Origin of the sequence: Streptomyces sp. N35 (assembly GCF_016464295.1) — a bacterium.
Classification (GTDB): Bacteria; Actinomycetota; Actinomycetes; order Streptomycetales; family Streptomycetaceae; genus Streptomyces.
Window position 1 is genome coordinate 7,800 of the sequence record NZ_JAEIMH010000106.1, and the last position, 19,702, is coordinate 27,501.

The following is a 19,702-nucleotide window of genomic DNA, read 5'->3' on the forward strand; positions in this document are numbered from 1 at the left end:
CCCGGCCCCTCATGGTGAGGGGCCGGGCTCTTCGCCGTGTACGAGGTGTCAGCGCACGTCGACGAAGTCACCCGCGGTCTTGACGGCCGGGGTGGTCGACGTACCCGCGAAGTTCCAGCGCCAGTAGCCGTCCACGGAGGCCGTGACGGTGGTGCTCAGCTTGCGGGACGTGGCGGAGGACTTGACCGTCTTCACGGTGGTGTACGTGGAGCTGGTCTTCTTGCGGAACTGGAGCTGCACGGGCTGGCTGCTGTAGCCCGCGTACGCGCCCGTGTCCCAGTTGGCGCGGGTCAGGTCACCGGTGACGGTGATCGTCTTGCCCTTGCGCACCGGCTCGGGGGACGCGTTGACGGTGAGCTTCGAGAAGCGCTGGAGCTTGGTGGTGGCGGCCTGGTCCTTCTCGGACACACCGACCTGGCTCTGGTCGAAGTCCGGGTCCGCGGGGTCCTGGCCGTTGAAGTCGACGGCGTAGACCACGGCCTTCCAGCCGGTGGCGTCGGCGTTCCACAGCTCGACGTCCGGGAGGATGTCGATCCGGGCCGTGCAGCTCGCGACCGTGGCGGACTTGGCCGTGCAGACGCCCCAGTCATCGCCCGTGAGGACGTTTTCGGGGTTGTCGTACGTGCCCCGGTAGATGTCGAGCGCGGAGACGAAGTCGTCCTTGGTGACATCGAGGCCGGCGGCGTGGGTCATCGTGTAGGTGACCGGGACGCTGACCTTGTTGCTGATGCCGGCGACGATCGGCTTGCCGTTGTTGATCTTCACGCCGGAGAAGGTGATGCCGAGGTCGTACGGCAGGCCGTCGGCGGCAGCCCGCAGCGAAGCCTTGGAGCCCTGGGCGTGGCGCGCTTCGCGCACCTGCTCCACGGCGGCGCGGGTGGAGTCGCCCTCCGCCTGGGCCGCGGCCGGTACGAGGAAGGCGGAAAGGGCCAGGGCGCCGGTAACGGCGGCGGCAGTGGCGCGCTTACGCATGGCGGTTCCCCCACATGTACAGATGGGCTCGCTGACCTGCAGCGGAGCCGCAATCGATCTCCGAGTCCGTTGACTCGGAGATCAGACTTCCGACGGCGGGGAAAGGTTGTACGGAAGTTGTGAACGCTTCACGTGTGGCAGGAGATACCTGCTAGTCGAACCACCGGTCCCGCGCCAGCTCCTCCGTACGCGACGGGTCCTCCAAAAGCGCCGCCACCTCGAAGCGCCGCGGCCACTGGCCCGCCGCCCAGGCGAGACCCGCCGCCACTCCCTCCAGGGTCGCCGCGTGCACCGTGCCGTCGGCGGCCCGGTGCCAGTCGACCTCGAGGCCGGCGACCAGGAGTTCTTCGTATTCGCGGTACGTGGCCGGGGTCGACGGACCGAGCAGGGTACGCACGGACGCGGGGACCTCGTGGGTCGCGCCCTCTCCCGTGACCGTGCCGGTGAGCGCCGAGCTGAGGCGCCGTACCTGGAACAGCTCCGCCAGATCCGCGGCCCGCGCGGGCGCGACCGGGAGCAGCGGGCGGCCCTCCGCGAACGGCAGGAGGTCGGGGGCGTCCGCGACCAGCGCGTCCGCCGCGTCCACGACCACCACCTCGCCGTCCACGACCGCCCGCAGCTCGTCCGGGAGCGTGACCTGCTCGGGGTCGAGCAGCGCCAACGCCCCGTACAGCGCGTGGAGTTGAGCGGATCCGACGGGAAGCGACGGGTCCGCCAGGCGGTCGAGCAGTTCGGCCGCGCCGCCCGGTTCGCCGAGCAGCGAGGCGACGGAGGTCCGTACGCCGAGGGCGCGCAGGACCTGTTCGTCCTCGAAGCCGCTCGCGTCCGCCTCCTCGTACAGGCCGGCCAGCAGCGGATCGCCGCCGGCCGCGCGCAGACCGGCCGGGCGGCGTCCGTCGAGGACGGGGTGGCCGCGCAGCCACCAGGCCGTGTACGGGCGGACCGTCTCCGTGGTCCCGTCGGGCAGCAGGATGCGGACGCGCTGGGTGAGCGCGTCCCGCAGCGGCGGCTGGGCGAGCAGGGCGAGCGCCTGGGGCCAGCGTTCGTCGTCGACGAGGTCGAGGTCCCGTACGGCGACGAGCTCCGTGGCGACCGGCGGCACGGGGGTTTCGGGCAGCGTGTCGAGAAGGTCCTCGCACCACACGTCGACCGCGTCGAGCAGTCCGGCGTCGTCGGGTTCGGCGAAGTCGCCTTCGCGCGGCTCCAGTTCATCGGGGTCGAGGACGACATCCGTCGCGCGTACGAGCGCGAAGTTCGCGAGCACGCCGCAGGCGGTCAGCGGCTGCTCGCCCCAGCGGCCGGCCAGCTCGGCGTCCACCTCGGCCAGTTCGTCCGGGCGGATCACGGAGGCGAAGGGGCTCCCGGGCAGGACGAGTTCACCGGCGGGGGCGAGCTCGCCCTCGTCGTCCGGGAGCGCGAGTGCGCCCAGCCAGGGCTCGTCGCCGGGCGCGAGGGCGGCGTCGCGGGCCAGGCCGAGCACGATGTTCGCCAACTCGTCGGCGTCCAGGGCGTCTTCGTCCCATACGTCCCCGGTTCCGCCGTCGAGCGAGGCCGCGACCGCGGCCCTGACCTGGGGTGTCCGCAGCACGGCACGCGGCGTCGCGGGCAGCGCGCCCAGCTTCTCCAGGAGCGCGTGCGCGGCGTCGGGGTGGGTGACCTTGAGGCCCAGGCGCGCCAACTGGGAGGCGTCAAAGGGGGTTTCGGCGGCCGGGAGCAGGACCTGGCGGGGTCCGATGGTGGTGCGCCCGTCGGCGAGCGGCACCGGGAGTCCGGTCAGCCGGTCCGGGTCCACGCCGGCCAGGGACTCGTAGAGCCGCCACCACCAGCCGGCGTCGCGCTCCAGGCCGGCGAGGCGGTCGATGGCGTCCTGCAGCGGTACGCGGGCGACGCCGAGCGTGCGCAGTTCGGTGCGGCGCTCGAGACCGGCGGGCAGCAGCGTGGGAAGGACCTCGGCGAGCACCGTCACGGTCTCGGAGCCGGCGCCCTCGACGACTTCGGCCTCGAACGGGCGCAGGGCGACGGGGAGTTCATCGCTGTCGGAGCCGTAGGAGCTGTCGGTGCCGTACGAGCCGTCGGAGCCGTACGAGCCGTACGAGCCGTCGGTGCCGTAGGAGCCGCCCCTGAGCGCGGGCGGCAGGAAGGCGGTGCGCGGAAGCAGCTCCAGGATCGCGCCGCGCAGCGCGCCGTCCAGCTCGCCCTTGCCGAGCGGTCCCGGCACGAGGTCGATCAGACCGGCCGACACCGGGCGCCATGCGCCGAGCAGTTCGGCGTACGCGGCGGCCGCGCGGCCCACGAGGAAGTCGGTGAGCGGTCCCGGAGCGACGTGCCGACGGGTCGTGTCGAGCGGGAACGAGGCGATGAGCAGCGCCGGTACGCCGAGCGGTTCGTCGCTCGGGGTCGGCGCGTGCACGACCGGGGCGGTGCGCGGGCGCTCGGGCGCGCCGTCGGCGTCGACCGGAACGGCCCAGGTCACGGACCAGTGGGGGCGCAGCCGCTCCTCGACGGGGCGGTCCTTGAGGAGCGCGGCGTCGGTCGGGCCGTGCTGTGCGGTGGTGCGCCAGCGGGTGGTGCCGTCGCGGGTGTCGTCGATCCGGGTCAGGCCGCCGTCTTCCGGATGGCGGGTGATCGTCCGTACGCCCGCGGCGGTCTCGATCACGACCTCGGCGAGACCGGAGAGCGTGAGCAGCAGGGAGGCGTCCACGGCGTCGAGCAGCTGCTGGGCGAGCGCGGTCGCGGCGCCGTCGCGCAACGGCAGCACGACGACGGTGTCGTACGGCCCGGGGGCCTGGCCCTCGGCGGGCAGCGGAAGACGCAGCAGGGGTACGTGGCCCTCGCGGCGCCGCAACTCGTCTGCCAGCTGCGGGTGTCGGGCCGCCGTCTCCTGCGCGAGGGTCCGGGCCTCGGCGAGCGACCAGCGCACGCCGCCCCTGCGTCCCAGCACGGCGGGCTCGTCGGATACGGCGAGCACGGCGGCGAAACCGACACCGAAGCGGCCCACCGCGGCTGCGGCTCCTTCGGGGGTGGCCTCGCGCTTGGCGCTCGCGCGCAGGGTGCTGAGGGATTCGACGCCGGTGGTGTCCAGCGGCGCGCCGGTGTTGGCGGCGGCGAGCACCCCGTCCTTGAGCGTCAGCCGCAGCCGGCCCTGCTCGTTGTGGCGGGCGGCGGCGTCGGCGGCGTTCTGGGCCAGCTCCACGATGAGGCGGTCGCGGTAGCCGCCGAGGGCGAGGTCCTCTTCGGCGTTGGCGTCCTCACGGAAGCGGGCCGCAGAGGCGGACCAGGCGTCGAGCACGCCTCTGCGCAGCCTCGCGGTGCCGAAGGGGTCCTGCCCTTCTTGTGCGGGCTGCACGGGCTTGCTCGTCACGGTGGGGCCTTTCGTCCGGGGTGCGGCTGGGCTCGGTGACGGTACCGCCTACGGACGGGCTCTTCTCCCCGCCCTGCCCCGTCCGAAACGGGTACCGCGCCCAGGAACTCCCCGGAACTCCCCGGAACTACGAGTGGCCGAGATCCTCCGCGGCCCCGGCGCCCACCGAAACGGACCCCGAATCCGCGGCGGGACGCAGCGGCATCGGGTCCACCTGGAACTCGTCGATCACCGGCTGCGAGGGCACCGGCGGCTTGGGCATGACGGCCGCCTCGGAGTGCCCGCCGCACCCGTACGACAGGGAGACGACGTGCCCGTCGGCAGGACCGAACTCGTTGGCGCACACGCCGAACGCCTGCCCGAGCGAACCGCCGAGCCGGACCAGGAAGCCGCAGGACACACAGGAGGCCGGAGCCGCCTGCGCCATCGGGGTCTTCGCCCCGAAGGAGTCCTCCCAGCGGTCGGCCGCCACGTGCAGCCCGTACCGGGAGAGCACGCGCGCACGGCGCATGCCCAGTTCCTCGGCCACGGACACGATCGACCCGCGCAGCGGCGCGGCCGGCAGCGAGGACAGCGGTCCGTCGGTGACCTCGGCGTCCTCCGCCTCGACCAGGTCGGCCAGTTCGCCGGAGACCGAGACCCGCTCGGCCATCTCCTCGGAGACCACCGAGTTCGGCGGCGGTGTGTCCTCGCCGGTGAACCCGGGCTCCAGACGCAGATCGTCGGCCTCGGTCGGGAGCAGATCCCCCGGACCCATGTCGCCGGGCCGCAGCCGCTCGCTCCACGGCACCCACTCGGGGGCGAGGAGGGCGTCCGTGCCGGGCAGCAGCACCGTTTCGCTGAGGGTGACGAATTTCGCGCGGGAGGCGCGGGCGACCGTCACCGCCCAGCGCCAGCCCCGGTAGCCCGGTTCCTTGCATTCGAAGAAGTGGGTGACCACCCGGTCGCCCTCGGAGACCGCGGAGACATGCTCCCCGACGACTCCGGGATAGGCGGCCTCCTCGGCCGCCTCCCTCGCGAGGTCGACGGCCTCGGCACACAGGCGGTCGGGGGTGCGGCTTCGCGTTGTCGCTGCGCTCACAGGTATCGCTTCTCTCCTACGCCTTGTCCTCGGGTGCGCCACAGCCCGGCGACGGGGCGGACGGAGCGGACCGAAGGGCCGCGTCGACGTCCGCGCCCGGTCACTCTCGGGCGCACCTACGCAACCCATTCTGCGGGATCACGAAGAGGCGCGCGGCCAAGACCAACCGCCGCAGGCGCGCTACGCACGCTACCCCCTCCGGACGCCGAGGCCCACATGGCATCGGCAGCCGGGTCGGTGAAGGTCCTTCCGATGCGTATCGGGAAGGCCGTCCTGCGCGTATCGGAAGGACCTTCGCGAGGGGCCCTTCACCGCTACGCAGCGGCTGTACGGAGTGGTCATGGGTTTCCCGCCGGGCGGGGTGAGGGCCGGGCGCGTTGGGGCACTATGACGGGGTGACCATCTCGGCCGGGGGCTCCGGGGGTGTCCCCCGGAAAAACGCAGCACGGGTGTCGGGCGACGCGGTGCGCAGGGCGGGCCGGGCGACGGGCCGCGTCCTGAGTGCGCCCTTCGCGAAAACGGGACGCGGGATCCGCAAGGTCACCAGTGCGCACGGCGCGGGCGAGTCAGGACTCGGCAAGCTGATCGAACTGCACGCCGTGAACAGCGCCGGGGACATGCTGGTCACCGTCGCCCTGGCCTCCACGGTCTTCTTCTCCGTGCCGACCGACGAGGCACGCGGGCGCGTCGCGCTGTACCTCGCCATCACGATGGCGCCCTTCACGCTGCTCGCCCCGGTGATCGGCCCGCTGCTCGACCGCATCCCGCACGGCCGCCGCGCCGCGATGGCCGCCGCGATGCTGGCCCGGGCGCTGCTCTCGCTGATGCTTGCGGGGGCCGTGGTGACGGGCAGTCTGCAGCTGTATCCGGCGGCGCTCGGCGTGCTCGTGGCGTCCAAGGCGTACGGCGTGGTCAGAAGTGCCGTGGTGCCCAGGCTGCTTCCGCCGCGGTTCTCGCTGGTGAAGGCGAACTCGCGGGTGACCCTGGGCGGTCTGCTCGCGACCGGGCTCGCGGCGCCGCTCGGGGCGGGCCTGCATCAGCTCGGGCCGCGCTTCCCGCTGTACGCCGCCTTCTCGCTCTTCGTCGTCGGGACGTTCCTCTCCTTCACGCTGCCGCACAAGGTGGACTCGTCGAAGGGCGAGGACAAGGCGCTGCTCGCCTCCGACGCGTCGCGTCTGCACCGCGAGCACGGCAGGAAGCCGGGCCTGCGGACGGTCGGGGCGGGGGTCACGCACGGGCTCGCGGCCAATGCGGGGCTGCGCTGTCTGTCCGGGTTCCTGATCTTCTTCCTGGCGTTCCTGCTGCGCGAGGACCCCTTCCCCGGGCAGAGCGCCGCCGTCTCGCTCGGCATGGTCGCGGTCGCGGCCGGGGTCGGGAACGCCCTGGGCACGGCGGTCGGTGCCGCGCTGCGCGGCCGGGCGCCGGAGCTCATCATCGTGACGATGGTGGCCGGGGCCACGGGCGTCGCGATCACCGCGGCCGTCTTCTTCGGCGCCCCGCTGGTCGCCGCGCTCGGCGCGGTCGCGGGCGCGGCCCAGGCGCTCGCCAAGCTCGCGCTCGACGCGATGATCCAGCGCGACGTTCCCGAACAGGTCCGCAACTCGGCCTTCGCCCGCTCCGAGACCCTGCTCCAGATGGCCTGGGTGGTGGGCGGCGCGATCGGGATCGTCCTGCCGCTGCACGGGGTGCTCGGCTTCGCGGTGGCGGCGGCGATCGTCGGCACGGCCTGGCTTGTGACCGTACGAGGGCTCCTCGGCGCGGCCCGTCACGGGTCCGCCCACCCACGGGTGGCGTGAGGCCGCGCACCGGGTGGCGTGAGGACCGCCACGCCGTACCCACCTGGCCGTACGCACCGAGGTGCCCGATAGCCTTCGGCCATGACCTCCCTGCGCTTCTCCGCCAAGAGCCGCCGCGTCGCGGCCACCCTTGGCGCTGTTTCGGCCGGCCTGCTCGTGCTCTCCGCGTGCGAGAAGCCGAGCCCCGTCGCGACCGTCACCTTCGGCAGCGACTCGGTGTCGACCGACGCGACCTGCTACGAGCACAGCAAGAGCCTCGGCATGAAGGAAGCCGCGGCCTGCGCCCTGAAGAAGTCCGACAAGACCATCAAGGTCAGCACGGGCGAGACGCTGCGCGTGGGCGTCGACCCCAAGGTCGCCGAGACGGGCTGGGCGCTGTGGATCAACGGCCAGCAGGCCACGAACCCGTACAAGAAGACGTACTTCTCCTTCGAGGGCATCGACCTGTTCGCCCCGCAGCAGGGCCAGCCCGCGCCGAAGACGCTCTACGTGAGCGTCGTCGAGCAGGACGAGCAGGGCAAGGACGTCAAGGGCGTCTGGAACTTCAAGCTCGAGAACGCCGACGCGTAAGCGGATCGACCCCATGGTGATGCGCGTCCTGGTCGTGACCGCGGTGCCGGCGGAGGCGGAAGCCGTCGCCGCCGGCGCACCCGGCCTCGACGTGATCGCCGCGGGCGTCGGACCCGCGGCCGCCGCGGCCGCCACGGCCCGTGAGCTGGCCGCCGCCGCACTCGGCGGGCGGACCCTCCGGCTCGTTATCTCCGCCCGTATCCGCGGGGGGGGCCCCCCCCCCCCTCCCCCCCCCTCGGGTTCCCCTCCGTCGCTCCCGTCGGTTCGCTGGCGGTCTCCGACGCGATCGTCGCCGCCGACCTGGGCGCCGAGACCGCTGACCCTCATCGGGGTTTCGTGCCCGTCACCGAGCTCGGCTTCGGCACGGTCCGCCATGAGCCGCCCGCCTCTCTCGTACGGGACCTCGCGGCCGCCACCGGCGCGCGCACCGGGACCGTGCTCACCGTCTCGACGGTCACCGGGTCGGCGGATCGCGCCGAGGAACTGGCCGCGCGCCATCCCGGGGCGCTGATCGAGGCGATGGAGGGCTTCGGGGTCGCCGAGGCCGCCGTGGCGCAGGGCGTCCCGGTCGTGGAGATACGCGCCGTCTCCAACCCCGTGGGCCCGCGCGACCGTTCCGCCTGGCGGATCGGGGACGCGCTGAAGGCGCTCACCGAGGGGTTCGGGAAGTCGGCGCCCGTCCTGGAGAGTTGGAACCCACATGACTGACGTGACCGGACACATGGCTGACGTGACCGACGGGACCGCACAGCCGCTGAAGATCGCCTACTCTCCCTGCCCGAACGACACCTTCGTCTTCCACGCCTGGGCCCACGGCCTGGTCCCCGGCGCCCCGGAGCTGGATGTCACCTTCGCGGACATCGACATCACCAACGGGATGGCCGAGCGCGGTGAGTTCGACATCCTCAAGGTGTCGTACGCGGTGCTGCCCTATGTGCTCGACGAGTACGCGCTGCTGCCGTGCGGCGGTGCGCTGGGGCGGGGCTGCGGGCCGCTGGTGCTGACCCGGGAGCCGGGTGTGGACCTCACCGGCAAGACGGTCGCCGTGCCGAGCGAGAAGTCGACCGCGTATCTGCTGTTCCGGCTGTGGGCCGCGGACACGTTGAAGGGTGGTGGCGTCGGCGAGATCGTCGTGCTGCCCTTCCACGAGATCATGCCCGCCGTACGCGACGGCCGCGTCGACGCCGGTCTGGTGATCCACGAGGCGCGCTTCACGTATCAGAACTACGGTCTGCACTGCCTGGCCGACATGGGCGTGCACTGGGAGCAGACCACCGGTCTGCCGATCCCGCTGGGCGCGATCATCGCGAAGCGCTCGCTCGGCGAGGAGACGCTCAAGTCGCTTGCGGACGCGGCCCGTTCGTCGGTCCGGATGGCCTGGGACGACCCGGGGGCCTCGCGCGCGTACGTGCTTGAGCACGCGCAGGAGATGGACCCGGCGGTCGCCGACCAGCACATCGGGCTCTACGTCAACGAGTTCACCGCCGACCTCGGCGAGGACGGGCACGCGGCGATCCGCGGGCTGCTCACACGCGCCGCGGCCGAGGGGCTCGTCCCGCCCCTCGGCCGCGATGCGCTGAAACTCCTGTAGCCGCTAGACGTCCAGCTGGTCCGCCACCGCCCGCAGCATCCCGGCGATCTTCGCGCCGTGCGCCTTGTCGGGGTAACGGCCGCGCTCCAGCTGCTGCGTGACGTTCTCGAGCAGCGTCGTCAGGTCCTGCACGATCGACGCGAGCTCATCGGGCTTGCGGCGGGTGGCCGCGGCGACCGATGGCGTCGGGTCGAGCAGGGTCACGGAAAGGGCCTGGTCACCGCGCTGTCCGGCGACCACGCCGAACTCCACGCGCTGGCCGGGCTTCAGGACGTCGACTCCGGCGGGCAGCACGGAAGAGTGAACGAAGACGTCGCCGCCGTCATCGCGGGAGAGGAAGCCGAAGCCCTTCTCGCTGTTGAACCACTTGACCTTGCCGGTAGGCATGCCTGTCCGCCCTCGTCCTCTTACTCTCGCCCGCATGAAACGGATCCGGATAGCACTGCGGCGGGCCGTGTGACCCGCCGACACCAAGACTATGGGCAACCGCGCGCCTGACAACCCTGCTTTACGCAGCACCCGACGGCCCCTGTCCGCAGGGAACTACCCTGGTCGGGTGAGCAACACACCTTCCGGGCCCGGCGACCGGCTCGTACGCATCGGTGCCATCGTCTTCCTCATCGGGACGGTGGCCACTTTGGCCACAGTCGCCCCTTTGTTCCTGGGTACGGATCCGTTCCCGCCGGTCGCGTATGCCGTCTGCATGCTGATGGGCGTGGGCTTCGCGATCGCCGGTGCCGGTGTCCTGAAATCGATCGCGGTGCAGCGCCGTCAGGCGCGGTCCGCCGCGCAGTAGGACGCGAGCCAGGCCGGGAACCCGGTCAGGTCGCCCAGCACCACATCGGCGCCCTCCGCGCGCAGCTCGTCCGCCGAGCAGGGGCCGGTCGGCACGACCACCGAGAGCGCGCCCGCCGTGCGCGCGCCGCGGACGTCGCCCAGGTGATCGCCCACGTACACCGAGGCGCCGTACTCCTTGAGCGCCTCGCCCTTGGCCTCCGCCCAGAGCCAGCCGATCACCGCGTCCGGTTCGATGCCGAGGTGGTCCAGGTGGAGCTTGGCGCTCGGCTCGTGCTTGGCCGTGACGACGATCGCGCGCCCGCCGGCGGCGCGGACCGCGGCGACGGCCTCGCGGGCGCCGGGCATCGCGGGGCTCGGAGTGATCGCGTATGTGGGGTACATCTCACGGTAGCGACCGGCGACGGCGGGGATCTCGTCCGCGGGGAACCAGTGCGCCAGCTCCTGCTCGAGCGGCGGACCGAGCCGGGTGACCACGAGGCCGGCGTCGATGGCGACGCCTGTTTCGGCGGCGAGGGCCTCGAAACAGGCCTTGATCCCGGGACGTGAGTCGATCAGGGTCATGTCGAGGTCGAAGCCGACGGTCAGGTTCTGTGCACGCGCGTTCGAGGTCATGCGGGCCATTGTCACCGGACGGCCGACCGGCTCGCCGCGCCGTCCGAGTCCTAGACTTGGCGGCGCCTCAGTCTCGACGATCACGCGGCATCACGCCCGTACCGCAGAAAAGGGTCCGATGCCGACCGCCGCCCCCGCCTCCACGGCGCACCGCACGTTCGCGGTCAGACGTCTCGCCCTGACCGGGGTGGCGCTCGTCGCGCTGCTGCTCGCCGTCCTGCTGTCGCTCGCCGTCGGCGCCCGGGCCATCGCGCCCTCCGCCGTCCTCGACGCGCTCTGGAACGGCGGGCACAGCGACGCCGCCGAGGTCGTACGGGAGCTGCGGGTGCCGCGGACCATGATCGGCCTGATGGTGGGCGCCGCGCTCGCCCTGGCCGGGACCGCCCTCCAGGGCATCACGCGCAATCCGATCGCGGACCCCGGGATCCTCGGGATCAGCCAGGGCGCCTCGGTCGCGGTGGTGATCGCCATCGCGTACGCGGGGATCCACACGCTCACCGGATACGTCTGGTTCGCGTTCGCGGGCGCCGGGATCGCCTCGGTCGCCGTGTACGCGATCGCGTCCAGCGGGCGCGGGGGCGCGACGCCGGTGAAGCTCGCGCTCGGGGGCGCGGCGATCAACGCGCTGCTCGTGTCGGTGACGATGGCGGTGCTCACCACCAAGGCGTCGGCGCTCGACGAGTTCCGGTTCTGGCAGGTCGGGTCGATCGCGGGGCGCGGCTCGGATGTGGTCGGGCAGGTGTGGCCGTTCCTGCTCGTCGGGGTGGTGCTCGTCTTCTCGGTGGCCCGTGGTCTGGACGCGCTCGCGCTCGGCGAGGACGTGGCCAAGGGGCTCGGGCAGCGGGTCGCGACGGTACGGATCGTGGGCGGCATCGGGGCGACCGTGCTGACCGGGGTCGGGGTCGCGGCGGCCGGGCCGATCGCGTTCATCGGGCTCGCGGTGCCGCATATCGCCCGGGCGATCGTGGGCTCGGACCATCGCTGGGTGCTGCCGATGGCGGCGCTGATCGGGCCCGTGATGCTGCTTGTTTCGGATGTGATCGGGCGGGTGGTCTTCCCGCCGTCGGAGGTGCCGGCGGGTGTGATGACCGCGTTGATCGGGGTGCCGTTCCTGGTGGCGCTCGTGCGGCGGAAGACGGTGGCGGCGTGAGTCCGGTCATGGATCGCGTGACGGCCCCGGTGGCGGTCCGTCCCGCGGGGTACAGCGTGCTGCGTGCCGGACCGGCCCGCTTCCTGGTGCACCGGCGTGCGGTCGCCGTCGCCTCGGTGCTGCTCGTGCTCCTGGCCGCGTCCTGTGTCGCGTACCTCTGTGTCGGCGAGGCCTTCGTCTCTCCGGCCGAGGTGGTGAAGGTGCTGCTCGGGCAGTCCTCGCCGGACGAACTGGTCGTCGAGGAGCTGCGGTTGCCGCGGCTCGTCGTCGGCCTGCTGGTCGGCCTGGCCTTCGGTGTCGCGGGCGCGCTGATCCAGACCGTCGCGCGCAATCCGCTCGCGAGCCCCGACGTGATCGGCATCAGCCAGGGCGCGAGCGCGCTCACCGTGGCCTCGATGACGCTCGGCATCACCTCGTACAGTGTGCTGCCGTATCTGTCGGTGGCCGGCGGTCTGCTCGCCGCCGCGCTCGTCTATCTCTTCGCGTGGCGGGGCGGGTTGCACGCCACTCGCTTCGTTCTCATCGGCATCGGCTTCGCGATCGCGCTGCGCTCGATCACCACGCTCTTCATGACGAAGGGCGACTATCTGGTCGCCCAGCAGGCGCAGATCTGGATGACGGGCTCCCTCAACGGCCGCGGCTGGCCCGAGGCCGAGGTGCTCGCGCCGATCCTGCTCGTGCTCGTCCCGGCGCTCGCGTGGGCCGCGCGGGCCCAGCGCACGGTGTCGCTCGACGACGACACGGCTACCGCTCTGGGGGTGCGGCTCGGGCGCGTACGGCTCGGTCTGGTCGCGCTCGGAGTGGTGCTCGCGGCGGTGGCGACGGGCGCCGCGGGGCCGGTGGACTTCGTGGCGCTGCTCGCTCCGCAGATCGCCCGCCGGATGACCCGTACCGCGCAGATCCCGCTGCTGAGCAGCGCGTTGACGGGCGCGGTGATCGTGGTCCTCGCGGATCTGCTCGCGCGCCGGCTCTTCTCGCCGACCGAACTGCCCGTGGGCGTCCTGACCGCGGCGGTCGGCGCCCCGTACCTGATCTGGTTGATCATCCGCAGCCGTACCGTCGGAGGAACGTCGTGATCGCCCTGAACGCCTGTGGAGGGACATCGTGAGCCGGCTCAGCACCCGGGCGCTCACGCTCGCCTACGAGGACCGTACGGTCGTCGAGGAGCTCGACCTCGCGGTCCCCGACGGCGAGGTCACGGTGATCGTCGGGCCGAACGCCTGCGGCAAGTCCACGACGCTGCGGGCCCTCGGGCGGCTTCTGAAGCCCAAGTCCGGCTCGGTGCTCCTGGACGGTGCGGAGCTGGCGAAGCTGCCCACCAAGCGCATCGCCCAGCAGATCGGCCTGCTTCCGCAGACGCCGGTCGCCCCCGAGGCGATCACGGTCGCCGATCTGGTCTCGCGCGGCCGCCAGCCGCATCAGCACTGGTGGCAGCAGTGGTCCGACGAGGACGAGCGGGCCGTGTCGGAGGCGATGACCCGCACCGACGTCGCCGACCTCGCGGAACGCTCGGTCGACGAGCTCTCCGGCGGCCAGCGCCAGCGGGTGTGGATCGCGATGGCGCTCGCCCAGGAGACGGAGCTGCTGCTCCTCGACGAGCCGACCACGTATCTGGACATCTCCCACCAGGTGGAAGTCCTGGACCTGGTCCGTCAGTTGAACCACGACAAGGGCCGCACGGTCGTGGTCGTCCTGCACGACCTCAACCAGGCCGCCCGCTACGCCGACCACTTGGTGGCCATGAAGGCGGGCAGGGTGGTCGCCGCCGGCCCTCCGTCGGAGGTGGTCACGGCCTCGTTGGTACGCGAGGTCTTCGGCCTGGACTGCGTGGTCGTCCCCGACCCGGTGACGGGGTCACCGCTGGTGGTGCCGGGGGCGCCCTGGAAGGCGGCGTAGGACCGCGCCTCAGTCCTCCGCCAGCTCCGCCACCCCGGTGATGCGGTGCAGTGGATACGTGCGGACCTCGTCCGCCGTGTGGTCGTAGCCCGTCACGAAGCCGCCCTCGACGCGGACCGGGGCGATCACGCGCTGGCTCGCGGCGCCCTCCGCGTTCACGTAGCCGATCCACAGCGCGTCGCCCGTCATCACCGCCGCCTGCATCGTGGCGAGCGTCTCCGCCGCGGTCGTACGCGGGAGTCGGCCGTTGTCCGCCGCGGCCGGGGCCTGCTTGCGGGGGGTCGTCGAGGCGGTGTCACCCGCGCGGATCGCCCGTACCGCCGCGCCGAGCAGCGTGGCGTCCGGGGCCGGCGGGCCGTCCGGGACCGGTTCGGGTGCCGTGCGGGGCGGGGTGCGGTGGGAGTGGGCGCGGGTGATCAGGACATCGCCGTCGGCCGATTCGGCGGCCGGTGCGAAGCCCATCGAGCGCAGCCCTTCCAGCAGCGTGCCCGGGTCCGCCTGCGCGGCGAGGACCGTCGGGGCGAGGCGGCGGAGTCTGAGGCCCTGGGAGCGTTTGTCGGCGAGGATCTCACCGAGTACGGACTCGTCGTCGCAGCGGACGTAGGCGGAGGCGGCGCCGATCCTCAAGTGGCCGTGCTTACGGGCCACATCGTCGATCAGATACGACAGCGGCTGCGGCACCGGCGTACGGCTGTGGGCCGTGAGGAAGGCCTGGAGGTCCGAAGCGGACTTGCCCGCGTCGAGCGCACGGCGGACCGAACCGGCCGTGAACCGGTAGACCGTCGCACCGCCCTTGGACTCCACGTCCGCGAGCACGCTGAGCGTGTCGGCGAGCGGGCGCTCGAGCGGGCCGGGAGCCACGGCGGTCAGGTCGGCCTGGAGCAGTACGTGGTCCAGCGGGTCGGGCAGCAGCGGCGCGAGCCCGGCCTGGACGAGGGAGGCGTCCTCGGCGAGCAGCGCCCGGCCGTGCGAGGAGAGCGCGCCACGTCCCGTGACGCCCAGCAACTCGGCCTCCGTCAGCGTCCATTGGGCGAGCCGCGAGCGCAGATCGTCCTGCCCCGCCGCGCTCCGCAACGGGCGCTCCCAGCGCAGCCGTTCCAGGACGGCCGCCTGCGTCGGCGCCCCGCCCTCCGGCAGCGCCGCGAGCAGGTCGAGGACCCGGCGGCGCACCTCCGGCGCGGCCGAGCGGTCCAGATGCGGGCCGAGGACGGAAAGGACCCGGTCCTTGGAGTCCCGCGAGCCCGCCACACCGGCGGTACGGGTCGCCACCAGCCAGGCCGAGGCCAGCACGCTCCAGCGCTCGGCGGCGGGCCGCTCCATCCACGCGTCGTACGCGGGGGTCGCCGCGTACCGCTCGTCGGCCGCGCCGTCGGAGGCCACCAGGCCCGCCGCGTAGGCGAGTTCGACCCAGAACGCCGCGACCGGTTCGGAGACGTCGAGGGCGACCGCGGTGCGCTTGAGGTCGCGCACGCTCAGGCCGCCGGCCCGCAGCACGGTCGGACCGCCCTCGTCCCAGTCCTTGAGCAGCTCCTCGACGGTCGCGAGCGAGGTGTACGCCTGCCCGGCCGCCGTCGCGTCGACCACACGGCCGCTGTGCGTCGGCGCCGCCTCGACCGGCGGGGGCAGCGGGCTCGGCTCGCGGTGCGCGCGCCCCCCGCGCAGAGGCCGCGCCACCTCGCGGGGCAGCACGACGGTGCCGGGCGCGGTGGGCAGCAGCAGTCCCCGGTCGAGCAGCCAGCGCACATGGGCCGCGGGCTGTGCGGTGACCTGCCCGTACGGCGGCCCCCACGTCAGCCGGCCGAGGACTTCGAGGGCCTCGACGGGAGCTTCGTCGAGCAGCGCGCTCATCCTCGTACGGTCGCGGAAGAGCTCCGTGAGCGCCGTGACCGCCGACACCGGATCGTGGGTCGCGGGCAGGCCCGCCGCCGTGAGCAGCTGCTGCACCCGGCCCGGCGACATCCCCGCCGTCGTCTCGCCGACGGTCGGACCGAGACCGGTCGGCGAGGGGTGGCCGGGGCTCGGCGCGAGCAGCTCACGGGCGGTGCGCACCAGGCGGAGGCGGTCGTCTCCGCCCCACACGACGGCCTGTTCGCGCAGGGTCCCCAGGGCCACGGGCAGCGCGCTCTCGGTGTCCGCGTGGCGCTCCCCGTCCCCCGTGAGCAGCGCCTTGAGCTGGTCGTACGAGGCCGGATCCGGTGCGACCGCCAGCGCTTCGGCGGTCTGCAGCGCGAAGGTGTCGAGCCGCTCCAGGGCCCGGACGACCGAGGCGCGGGTGCCGGCCCGGGTCGCGAGCTGGGTCAGGTCGTTGGGCACCGGATTGAGCAGATCGGCGCGCGCCCGCAGCAAGGCGCCGAGCGACGCGTCGTCGCGCTGCCTCAGCTCTTCGGCCAGGGTCCGCGGGATGGCGCCGGCCGTGCTCTCGGTACTCATCCGACCCACGGTAGTGGGTACGGGGCGGCTCCGGCCGTGCTCGCCGCCCTGAGGCCCGTGAACAATCCCCCTGCGCCGGGGGCCGGTCCCCGGACCTCACCGGTCCGCGGAGTCCAGCGCGGCGAGTTCCTCCCCGGACAGCCGCAAGGAGCCGGCGGCGACGTTCTCGGCGAGGTGGTCCGGATCACCGGTGCCGGGGATGGCGAGCACATGGGCACCTTGGTGAAGGGTCCACGCCAGCCGGATCTGTGCCGCGCTCACCTGCCGGGCGCGGGCGACGGCGTGCACCTCGCCGCTGTCGCCGGCAATCGCTCCGGCCTCGCGGGCGGTGCCGGCGATCGAGTAGAACGGCACGAAGGCGATGCCCTGTTCACCGCAGAGATCCACCAGCTCCCTCTCCTGCGGTGAGGCGCCGATGCCGTACATGTTCTGGACGCAGACCACGGGCGCGATGGCCTGCGCCTCGGCGAGCTGGTGCCGGTGGATGTTGGACAGGCCCAGGTGCCGGATGAGGCCGGCCTCGCGCAACTCGGCGAGCGCTCCGAAGCGTTCGGCGACCGAGTCGGTGCCGACGATACGGAGGTTCACCACATCGAGGTGGTCGCGGCCGAGCTGGCGCAGGTTCTCCTCGACCTGGCCGCGCAGCTGCCCGGGAGTGGCGTGCGGGAGCCATCGGCCCGAGGGGTCGCGGCCGGGGCCGACCTTGGTGGCGATGACGAGGTCGTCGGAGTACGGGGCGAGCGCCTGGTTGATCAGCTCGTTGGCGCTGCGCAGGGAGGAGAAGTAGAACGCGGCGGTGTCCAGGTGGTTCACGCCGAGCTCCACCGCGCGGCGCAGCACGGCGAGCGCCTGGTCGCGGTCGCGCGGGGCCGCGCCCGGTGCGAACGCCTCGCCGGTCTGGGGCAGGCGCATCGTGCCGAAGCCGATCCGGTTGACCGTGAGGTCGCCGAGCTTCCAGGTTCCCGCTGCCGCGGCGTCGATCGTCGGTGAGGTCATGGCGGGATGGTGCCCGCCCCGTAAGCTGGCCGGCCACTGATTCGCGTATCCCTTAATCCATCTCCTTCATCGCGAACCCCACCCACAGCAAGAACCCTCTGGAGCGGTCGTCTTGGCAGAGCTGGCGTTCTCGGCGAGTGATCTGGCGCAGGTGCGGTTCGCCGTCTCGCCGATGTGGGAAGTGACGCCCGGCTTCCGGCTCCTGCGCTCCGGCGCGGCACATCCGCTCCACCGCTCCTGGGCCGAACAGGTGCGGCCGCGTCTGGAGGCCGCCGGGCTGCATCGCGGCTGGCTGGGCGAGCTGATCCCGCCCACCGGTTACGTCCCCGACTTCCTCAACCCCGCTCCCACCGGGCCCTCCCCCGCCCCGGAGACGGAGTGGGCGGCGATACGGGCCTCGTCCCCCGACCAGGTACGCCAGGACCTGGACCATCTGGCCCGTCACCAGGGCCGGCTCGGCCCCCGCCTGCGCCTGCTGTACGCCGACCCCCGGGCCCGCCTCGCGAAGGTCACGGACGAGCTCGAGGCGTACTGGGAGCTGGCGTTGGCCCCGTACTGGGCAAGGATCCGGGCCGTCCTTGACGCCGACGTCTTCCACCGGGCCCGCACGGTCGCCGAGCACGGCGCCCGCCACCTCTTCAACGACCTGCATCCTTCGCTGACTTGGAGCCCCGGAGAGCTACGGCTCGCCAACCGCAAGCAGCCGATGAACCGCGAGACGGCGGGCAACGGGCTGCTGTTGATCCCTTCGGTGTTCACCGGGCCCAGACTGCACACCCGTGTCACGTGGCCCGATCCGCCGCAGATCTCCTATCCGGCGCGCGGCGTGGGCACGTTGTGGCAGGCGCGGCGCACCACCCGGGCGGATGCGCTCGCCGCGGTGTTCGGCCGCTCGCGGGCCCTGATCCTGACCGAGTTGGAGGCCCCGGCCTCCACGACACAGCTGGCCCTGCGCACCGGTCTGTCACCGGCCGGGGTCTCCCAGTGCCTCACCGCCCTGCGCGACGCCGGCCTGGTCAGCGCGCACCGCGCGGGGCGCTCCGTCCTCTACGCGCGCACCGCCGCGGCCGAGACCGTCCTGAACGCCGCGTCCGCCTGACACTTGGCGGCGCCCGGGCCTACCGCGCGGTACCGTCGAAGCTCCGGGTCGCGGCAAGAGGGCGGATCCGGAAGGGACTTGGGCCCTGAGTGGAGTGCCCAGTTCCGGAAAGCGGCGGGTTCCGGAGAGCGGCGGGTTCCGGTCAGTGGCGACAGGGGTGTTCGGTGGCGATCGAGAGCGATCAGCTCGTCTTCGACTATCTGAGCCGGGTCGGCGACCTGGCCCAGCAGCGACAGCTGTCCTCCAACGCCCGGATGCGCCTGGTCACCGAGTTGCGCGCGGAGATCGAGAAGCGGCGGGGCCGGGCCGTCGGCGGCGAGTCCCCCGCGTCGGTACGCCGGATGCTCGACCGGATCGGCGCACCCGAGGATCTGGTGGACAAGGCGGCGGCCGGCGAGGGACTCGATCTGCCGCCGGACGTGGAGATGCCGAGCCAGCGCACGCGCGGGCGCCGCTTCGGCGGGCGGTCGGCGCCGGCCGGCGGCTCGTCCCCGGCGTCCGACGAGTCCGGTACGGGGCGTCGGCCCGGCCTGCGCAAGACGCTCCCCCGCCCCCGTAAGCCCGAGGAAGCCGAAGCACCGCAGCGGCCCGTCGCCTCGCCGCCGCATCTCGCGGGCGAGGACGAGCTGGGGCCGAGCGGCTCGGAGCCGGACTGGTGGCGGGTGGACACGACCCCGTTCGGGCCGTCGGACAGCGTGCCCGGCTTCACGGGCGGGATCGAGATCCCGGAGATACTCAAGCCGCCTCCGAAGGAGGAGGAACGGCTGAAGAAGGCCCCCGTTCCGGTGGAGGACGAGGAAGACGACGAGGTCGTCGAGGAGCCCGTCCGGCGTCGCCTGCCGCGGCTGCGGCGCGCGCCGGCCGAACGCCCGCTGAGCTTCAGCAATCCGCTGCTCCTGATCGCCGCCGTGCTGCTCGTGGTGGGTGCGGTGATGGGCAGCATCATCCCGCTGGTGGCGGGGTGGGGCATCGCGTACGCCTCACGCCGGCTCACCCCGAACGAGGCGAAGCTCGCGGTCCTTTGGGTGCCCGGGCTCGCCCTCGCATCCGGGATGGTCTGGCTCTGGGGCCGCGTCGAGGGCCGCTGGGGCGAGCCGGTCGCGGACAACGCGATGGGCCAGGCCGTCTCGGAGACCTGGCCGTGGGTGGTGCGGGGGGCGGCGGTCGCCTCGGCCCTGTTCCTGGTGTGGCGGTCTCAACGGGGCGCGCGCGGGGAGTAGGGGCCAGGGCACGGATGCGACACGCACCCCCACTGGCCCGCAGCCGCGCGACGCCTGGACGAAACCCCCACCGGCCCGCACCCGCCCGACGCCCGGAACGGAACCCCCACCGGCCCGCACCCGCCCGACG

16 protein-coding genes and 1 pseudogene are annotated in these 19,702 nt (G+C 73.0%); 10 read left to right on the plus strand and 7 right to left on the minus strand.

The window, feature by feature from the left end; genetic code table 11:
• Positions 1–48: 48 nt before the first annotated feature.
• From JAO81_RS36865 to JAO81_RS36875, 3 genes are all read right to left on the minus strand, one after another.
• Positions 49–972 carry a hypothetical protein gene (locus tag JAO81_RS36865; RefSeq protein WP_199552359.1) on the minus strand — a complete coding sequence of 308 codons (924 nt, stop codon included), beginning with the start codon at positions 970–972 and terminating at the stop codon, positions 49–51.
• A 151-nt stretch (positions 973–1,123) separates the two neighbouring features.
• A complete protein-coding gene (locus tag JAO81_RS36870) occupies positions 1,124–4,333 on the minus strand; it encodes a sacsin N-terminal ATP-binding-like domain-containing protein (RefSeq protein WP_199552360.1) in 3,210 nt (1,069 codons plus the stop codon).
• A 127-nt stretch (positions 4,334–4,460) separates the two neighbouring features.
• A complete protein-coding gene (locus JAO81_RS36875) occupies positions 4,461–5,414 on the minus strand; it encodes a DUF3027 domain-containing protein (RefSeq protein WP_199552361.1) in 954 nt (317 codons plus the stop codon).
• Between the two features lie 449 nt (positions 5,415–5,863).
• On the opposite strand from JAO81_RS36875, the gene JAO81_RS36880 reads away from it, so the two are divergent.
• The 4 genes and pseudogenes from JAO81_RS36880 to JAO81_RS36895 all read left to right on the plus strand — a co-directional run bounded on the left by JAO81_RS36880 (position 5,864) and on the right by JAO81_RS36895 (position 9,371).
• Positions 5,864–7,210, plus strand: a complete 1,347-nt coding sequence (locus JAO81_RS36880) for an MFS transporter (RefSeq protein ID WP_374194397.1) — start codon at positions 5,864–5,866, stop codon at positions 7,208–7,210.
• An 81-nt stretch (positions 7,211–7,291) separates the two neighbouring features.
• The gene (locus JAO81_RS36885; protein WP_165335369.1) at positions 7,292–7,780 is read left to right on the plus strand and encodes a hypothetical protein; all 489 of its coding nucleotides are present in this window, start codon (positions 7,292–7,294) and stop codon (positions 7,778–7,780) included.
• A 19-nt stretch (positions 7,781–7,799) separates the two neighbouring features.
• Positions 7,800–8,488, plus strand: a pseudogene (locus tag JAO81_RS36890) (futalosine hydrolase).
• The gene (locus tag JAO81_RS36895) at positions 8,481–9,371 is read left to right on the plus strand and encodes a 1,4-dihydroxy-6-naphthoate synthase (protein ID WP_233416447.1); all 891 of its coding nucleotides are present in this window, start codon (positions 8,481–8,483) and stop codon (positions 9,369–9,371) included. The pseudogene JAO81_RS36890 and the gene JAO81_RS36895 overlap by 8 nt, the downstream one beginning before the upstream one ends.
• 3 nt (positions 9,372–9,374) lie before the next feature.
• Here JAO81_RS36895 and JAO81_RS43800 read toward each other — a convergent pair whose 3' ends face one another.
• Positions 9,375–9,758, minus strand: a complete 384-nt coding sequence (locus JAO81_RS43800) for a cold-shock protein (RefSeq protein WP_199552362.1) — start codon at positions 9,756–9,758, stop codon at positions 9,375–9,377.
• 169 nt (positions 9,759–9,927) lie between these two features.
• Between JAO81_RS43800 and JAO81_RS36905 the strand changes: the two genes are divergently transcribed.
• A complete protein-coding gene (locus JAO81_RS36905; RefSeq protein WP_199552363.1) occupies positions 9,928–10,167 on the plus strand; it encodes a hypothetical protein in 240 nt (79 codons plus the stop codon).
• Here the strand turns inward: JAO81_RS36905 and JAO81_RS36910 are convergent.
• Complete coding sequence (locus JAO81_RS36910; protein ID WP_199552364.1) at positions 10,143–10,781, minus strand: HAD family hydrolase; 639 nt, start codon at positions 10,779–10,781, stop codon at positions 10,143–10,145. The genes JAO81_RS36905 and JAO81_RS36910 overlap by 25 nt on opposite strands.
• Positions 10,782–10,899: 118 nt before the next feature.
• Here JAO81_RS36910 and JAO81_RS36915 point away from each other — a divergent pair, with 118 nt between their 5' ends.
• Genes JAO81_RS36915 through JAO81_RS36925 form a run of 3 tightly spaced genes read left to right on the plus strand, consistent with a single transcriptional unit; the run spans position 10,900 to position 13,827 of the window.
• Positions 10,900–11,931 carry an iron ABC transporter permease gene (locus JAO81_RS36915; protein WP_199552365.1) on the plus strand — a complete coding sequence of 344 codons (1,032 nt, stop codon included), beginning with the start codon at positions 10,900–10,902 and terminating at the stop codon, positions 11,929–11,931.
• An 8-nt stretch (positions 11,932–11,939) separates the two neighbouring features.
• The gene (locus tag JAO81_RS36920) at positions 11,940–13,007 is read left to right on the plus strand and encodes an iron chelate uptake ABC transporter family permease subunit (protein ID WP_199552366.1); all 1,068 of its coding nucleotides are present in this window, start codon (positions 11,940–11,942) and stop codon (positions 13,005–13,007) included.
• A 28-nt stretch (positions 13,008–13,035) separates the two neighbouring features.
• A complete protein-coding gene (locus JAO81_RS36925; RefSeq protein ID WP_199552367.1) occupies positions 13,036–13,827 on the plus strand; it encodes an ABC transporter ATP-binding protein in 792 nt (263 codons plus the stop codon).
• Between the two features lie 9 nt (positions 13,828–13,836).
• On the opposite strand, the gene JAO81_RS36930 is transcribed toward JAO81_RS36925, so the two are convergent.
• On the minus strand, positions 13,837–16,257 hold the full coding sequence (locus JAO81_RS36930; protein ID WP_199552368.1) for a helicase C-terminal domain-containing protein: 2,421 nt from the start codon (positions 16,255–16,257) through the stop codon (positions 13,837–13,839).
• A gap of 96 nt (positions 16,258–16,353) precedes the next feature.
• Positions 16,354–17,253, minus strand: a complete 900-nt coding sequence (locus tag JAO81_RS36935) for an aldo/keto reductase (RefSeq protein ID WP_199552369.1) — start codon at positions 17,251–17,253, stop codon at positions 16,354–16,356.
• 121 nt (positions 17,254–17,374) lie between these two features.
• On the opposite strand from JAO81_RS36935, the gene JAO81_RS36940 reads away from it, so the two are divergent.
• Positions 17,375–18,352: a DUF5937 family protein gene (locus tag JAO81_RS36940; RefSeq protein WP_233416453.1), complete on the plus strand. Its 978-nt coding sequence runs from the start codon at positions 17,375–17,377 to the stop codon at positions 18,350–18,352.
• Positions 18,353–18,516: 164 nt separating this feature from the next.
• Positions 18,517–19,572: a hypothetical protein gene (locus JAO81_RS36945; protein ID WP_199552370.1), complete on the plus strand. Its 1,056-nt coding sequence runs from the start codon at positions 18,517–18,519 to the stop codon at positions 19,570–19,572.
• The last annotated feature ends 130 nt before the right edge of the window (positions 19,573–19,702 follow it).

Excerpts from the sequence above, each read along its gene's own strand:
- JAO81_RS36865 (WP_199552359.1), bottom strand. The coding sequence starts at position 972 with ATGCGTAAGCGCGCCACTGCCGCCGCCGTTACCGGCGCCCTGGCCCTT.
- JAO81_RS36885 (WP_165335369.1), top strand. The coding sequence starts at position 7,292 with ATGACCTCCCTGCGCTTCTCCGCCAAGAGCCGCCGCGTCGCGGCCACC.
- JAO81_RS36895 (WP_233416447.1), top strand. The coding sequence starts at position 8,481 with ATGACTGACGTGACCGGACACATGGCTGACGTGACCGACGGGACCGCA.
- JAO81_RS43800 (WP_199552362.1), bottom strand. The coding sequence starts at position 9,758 with ATGCCTACCGGCAAGGTCAAGTGGTTCAACAGCGAGAAGGGCTTCGGC.
- JAO81_RS36910 (WP_199552364.1), bottom strand. The coding sequence starts at position 10,781 with ATGACCTCGAACGCGCGTGCACAGAACCTGACCGTCGGCTTCGACCTC.
- JAO81_RS36915 (WP_199552365.1), top strand. The coding sequence starts at position 10,900 with ATGCCGACCGCCGCCCCCGCCTCCACGGCGCACCGCACGTTCGCGGTC.
- JAO81_RS36920 (WP_199552366.1), top strand. The coding sequence starts at position 11,940 with ATGGATCGCGTGACGGCCCCGGTGGCGGTCCGTCCCGCGGGGTACAGC.
- JAO81_RS36930 (WP_199552368.1), bottom strand. The coding sequence starts at position 16,257 with ATGAGTACCGAGAGCACGGCCGGCGCCATCCCGCGGACCCTGGCCGAA.
- JAO81_RS36935 (WP_199552369.1), bottom strand. The coding sequence starts at position 17,253 with ATGACCTCACCGACGATCGACGCCGCGGCAGCGGGAACCTGGAAGCTC.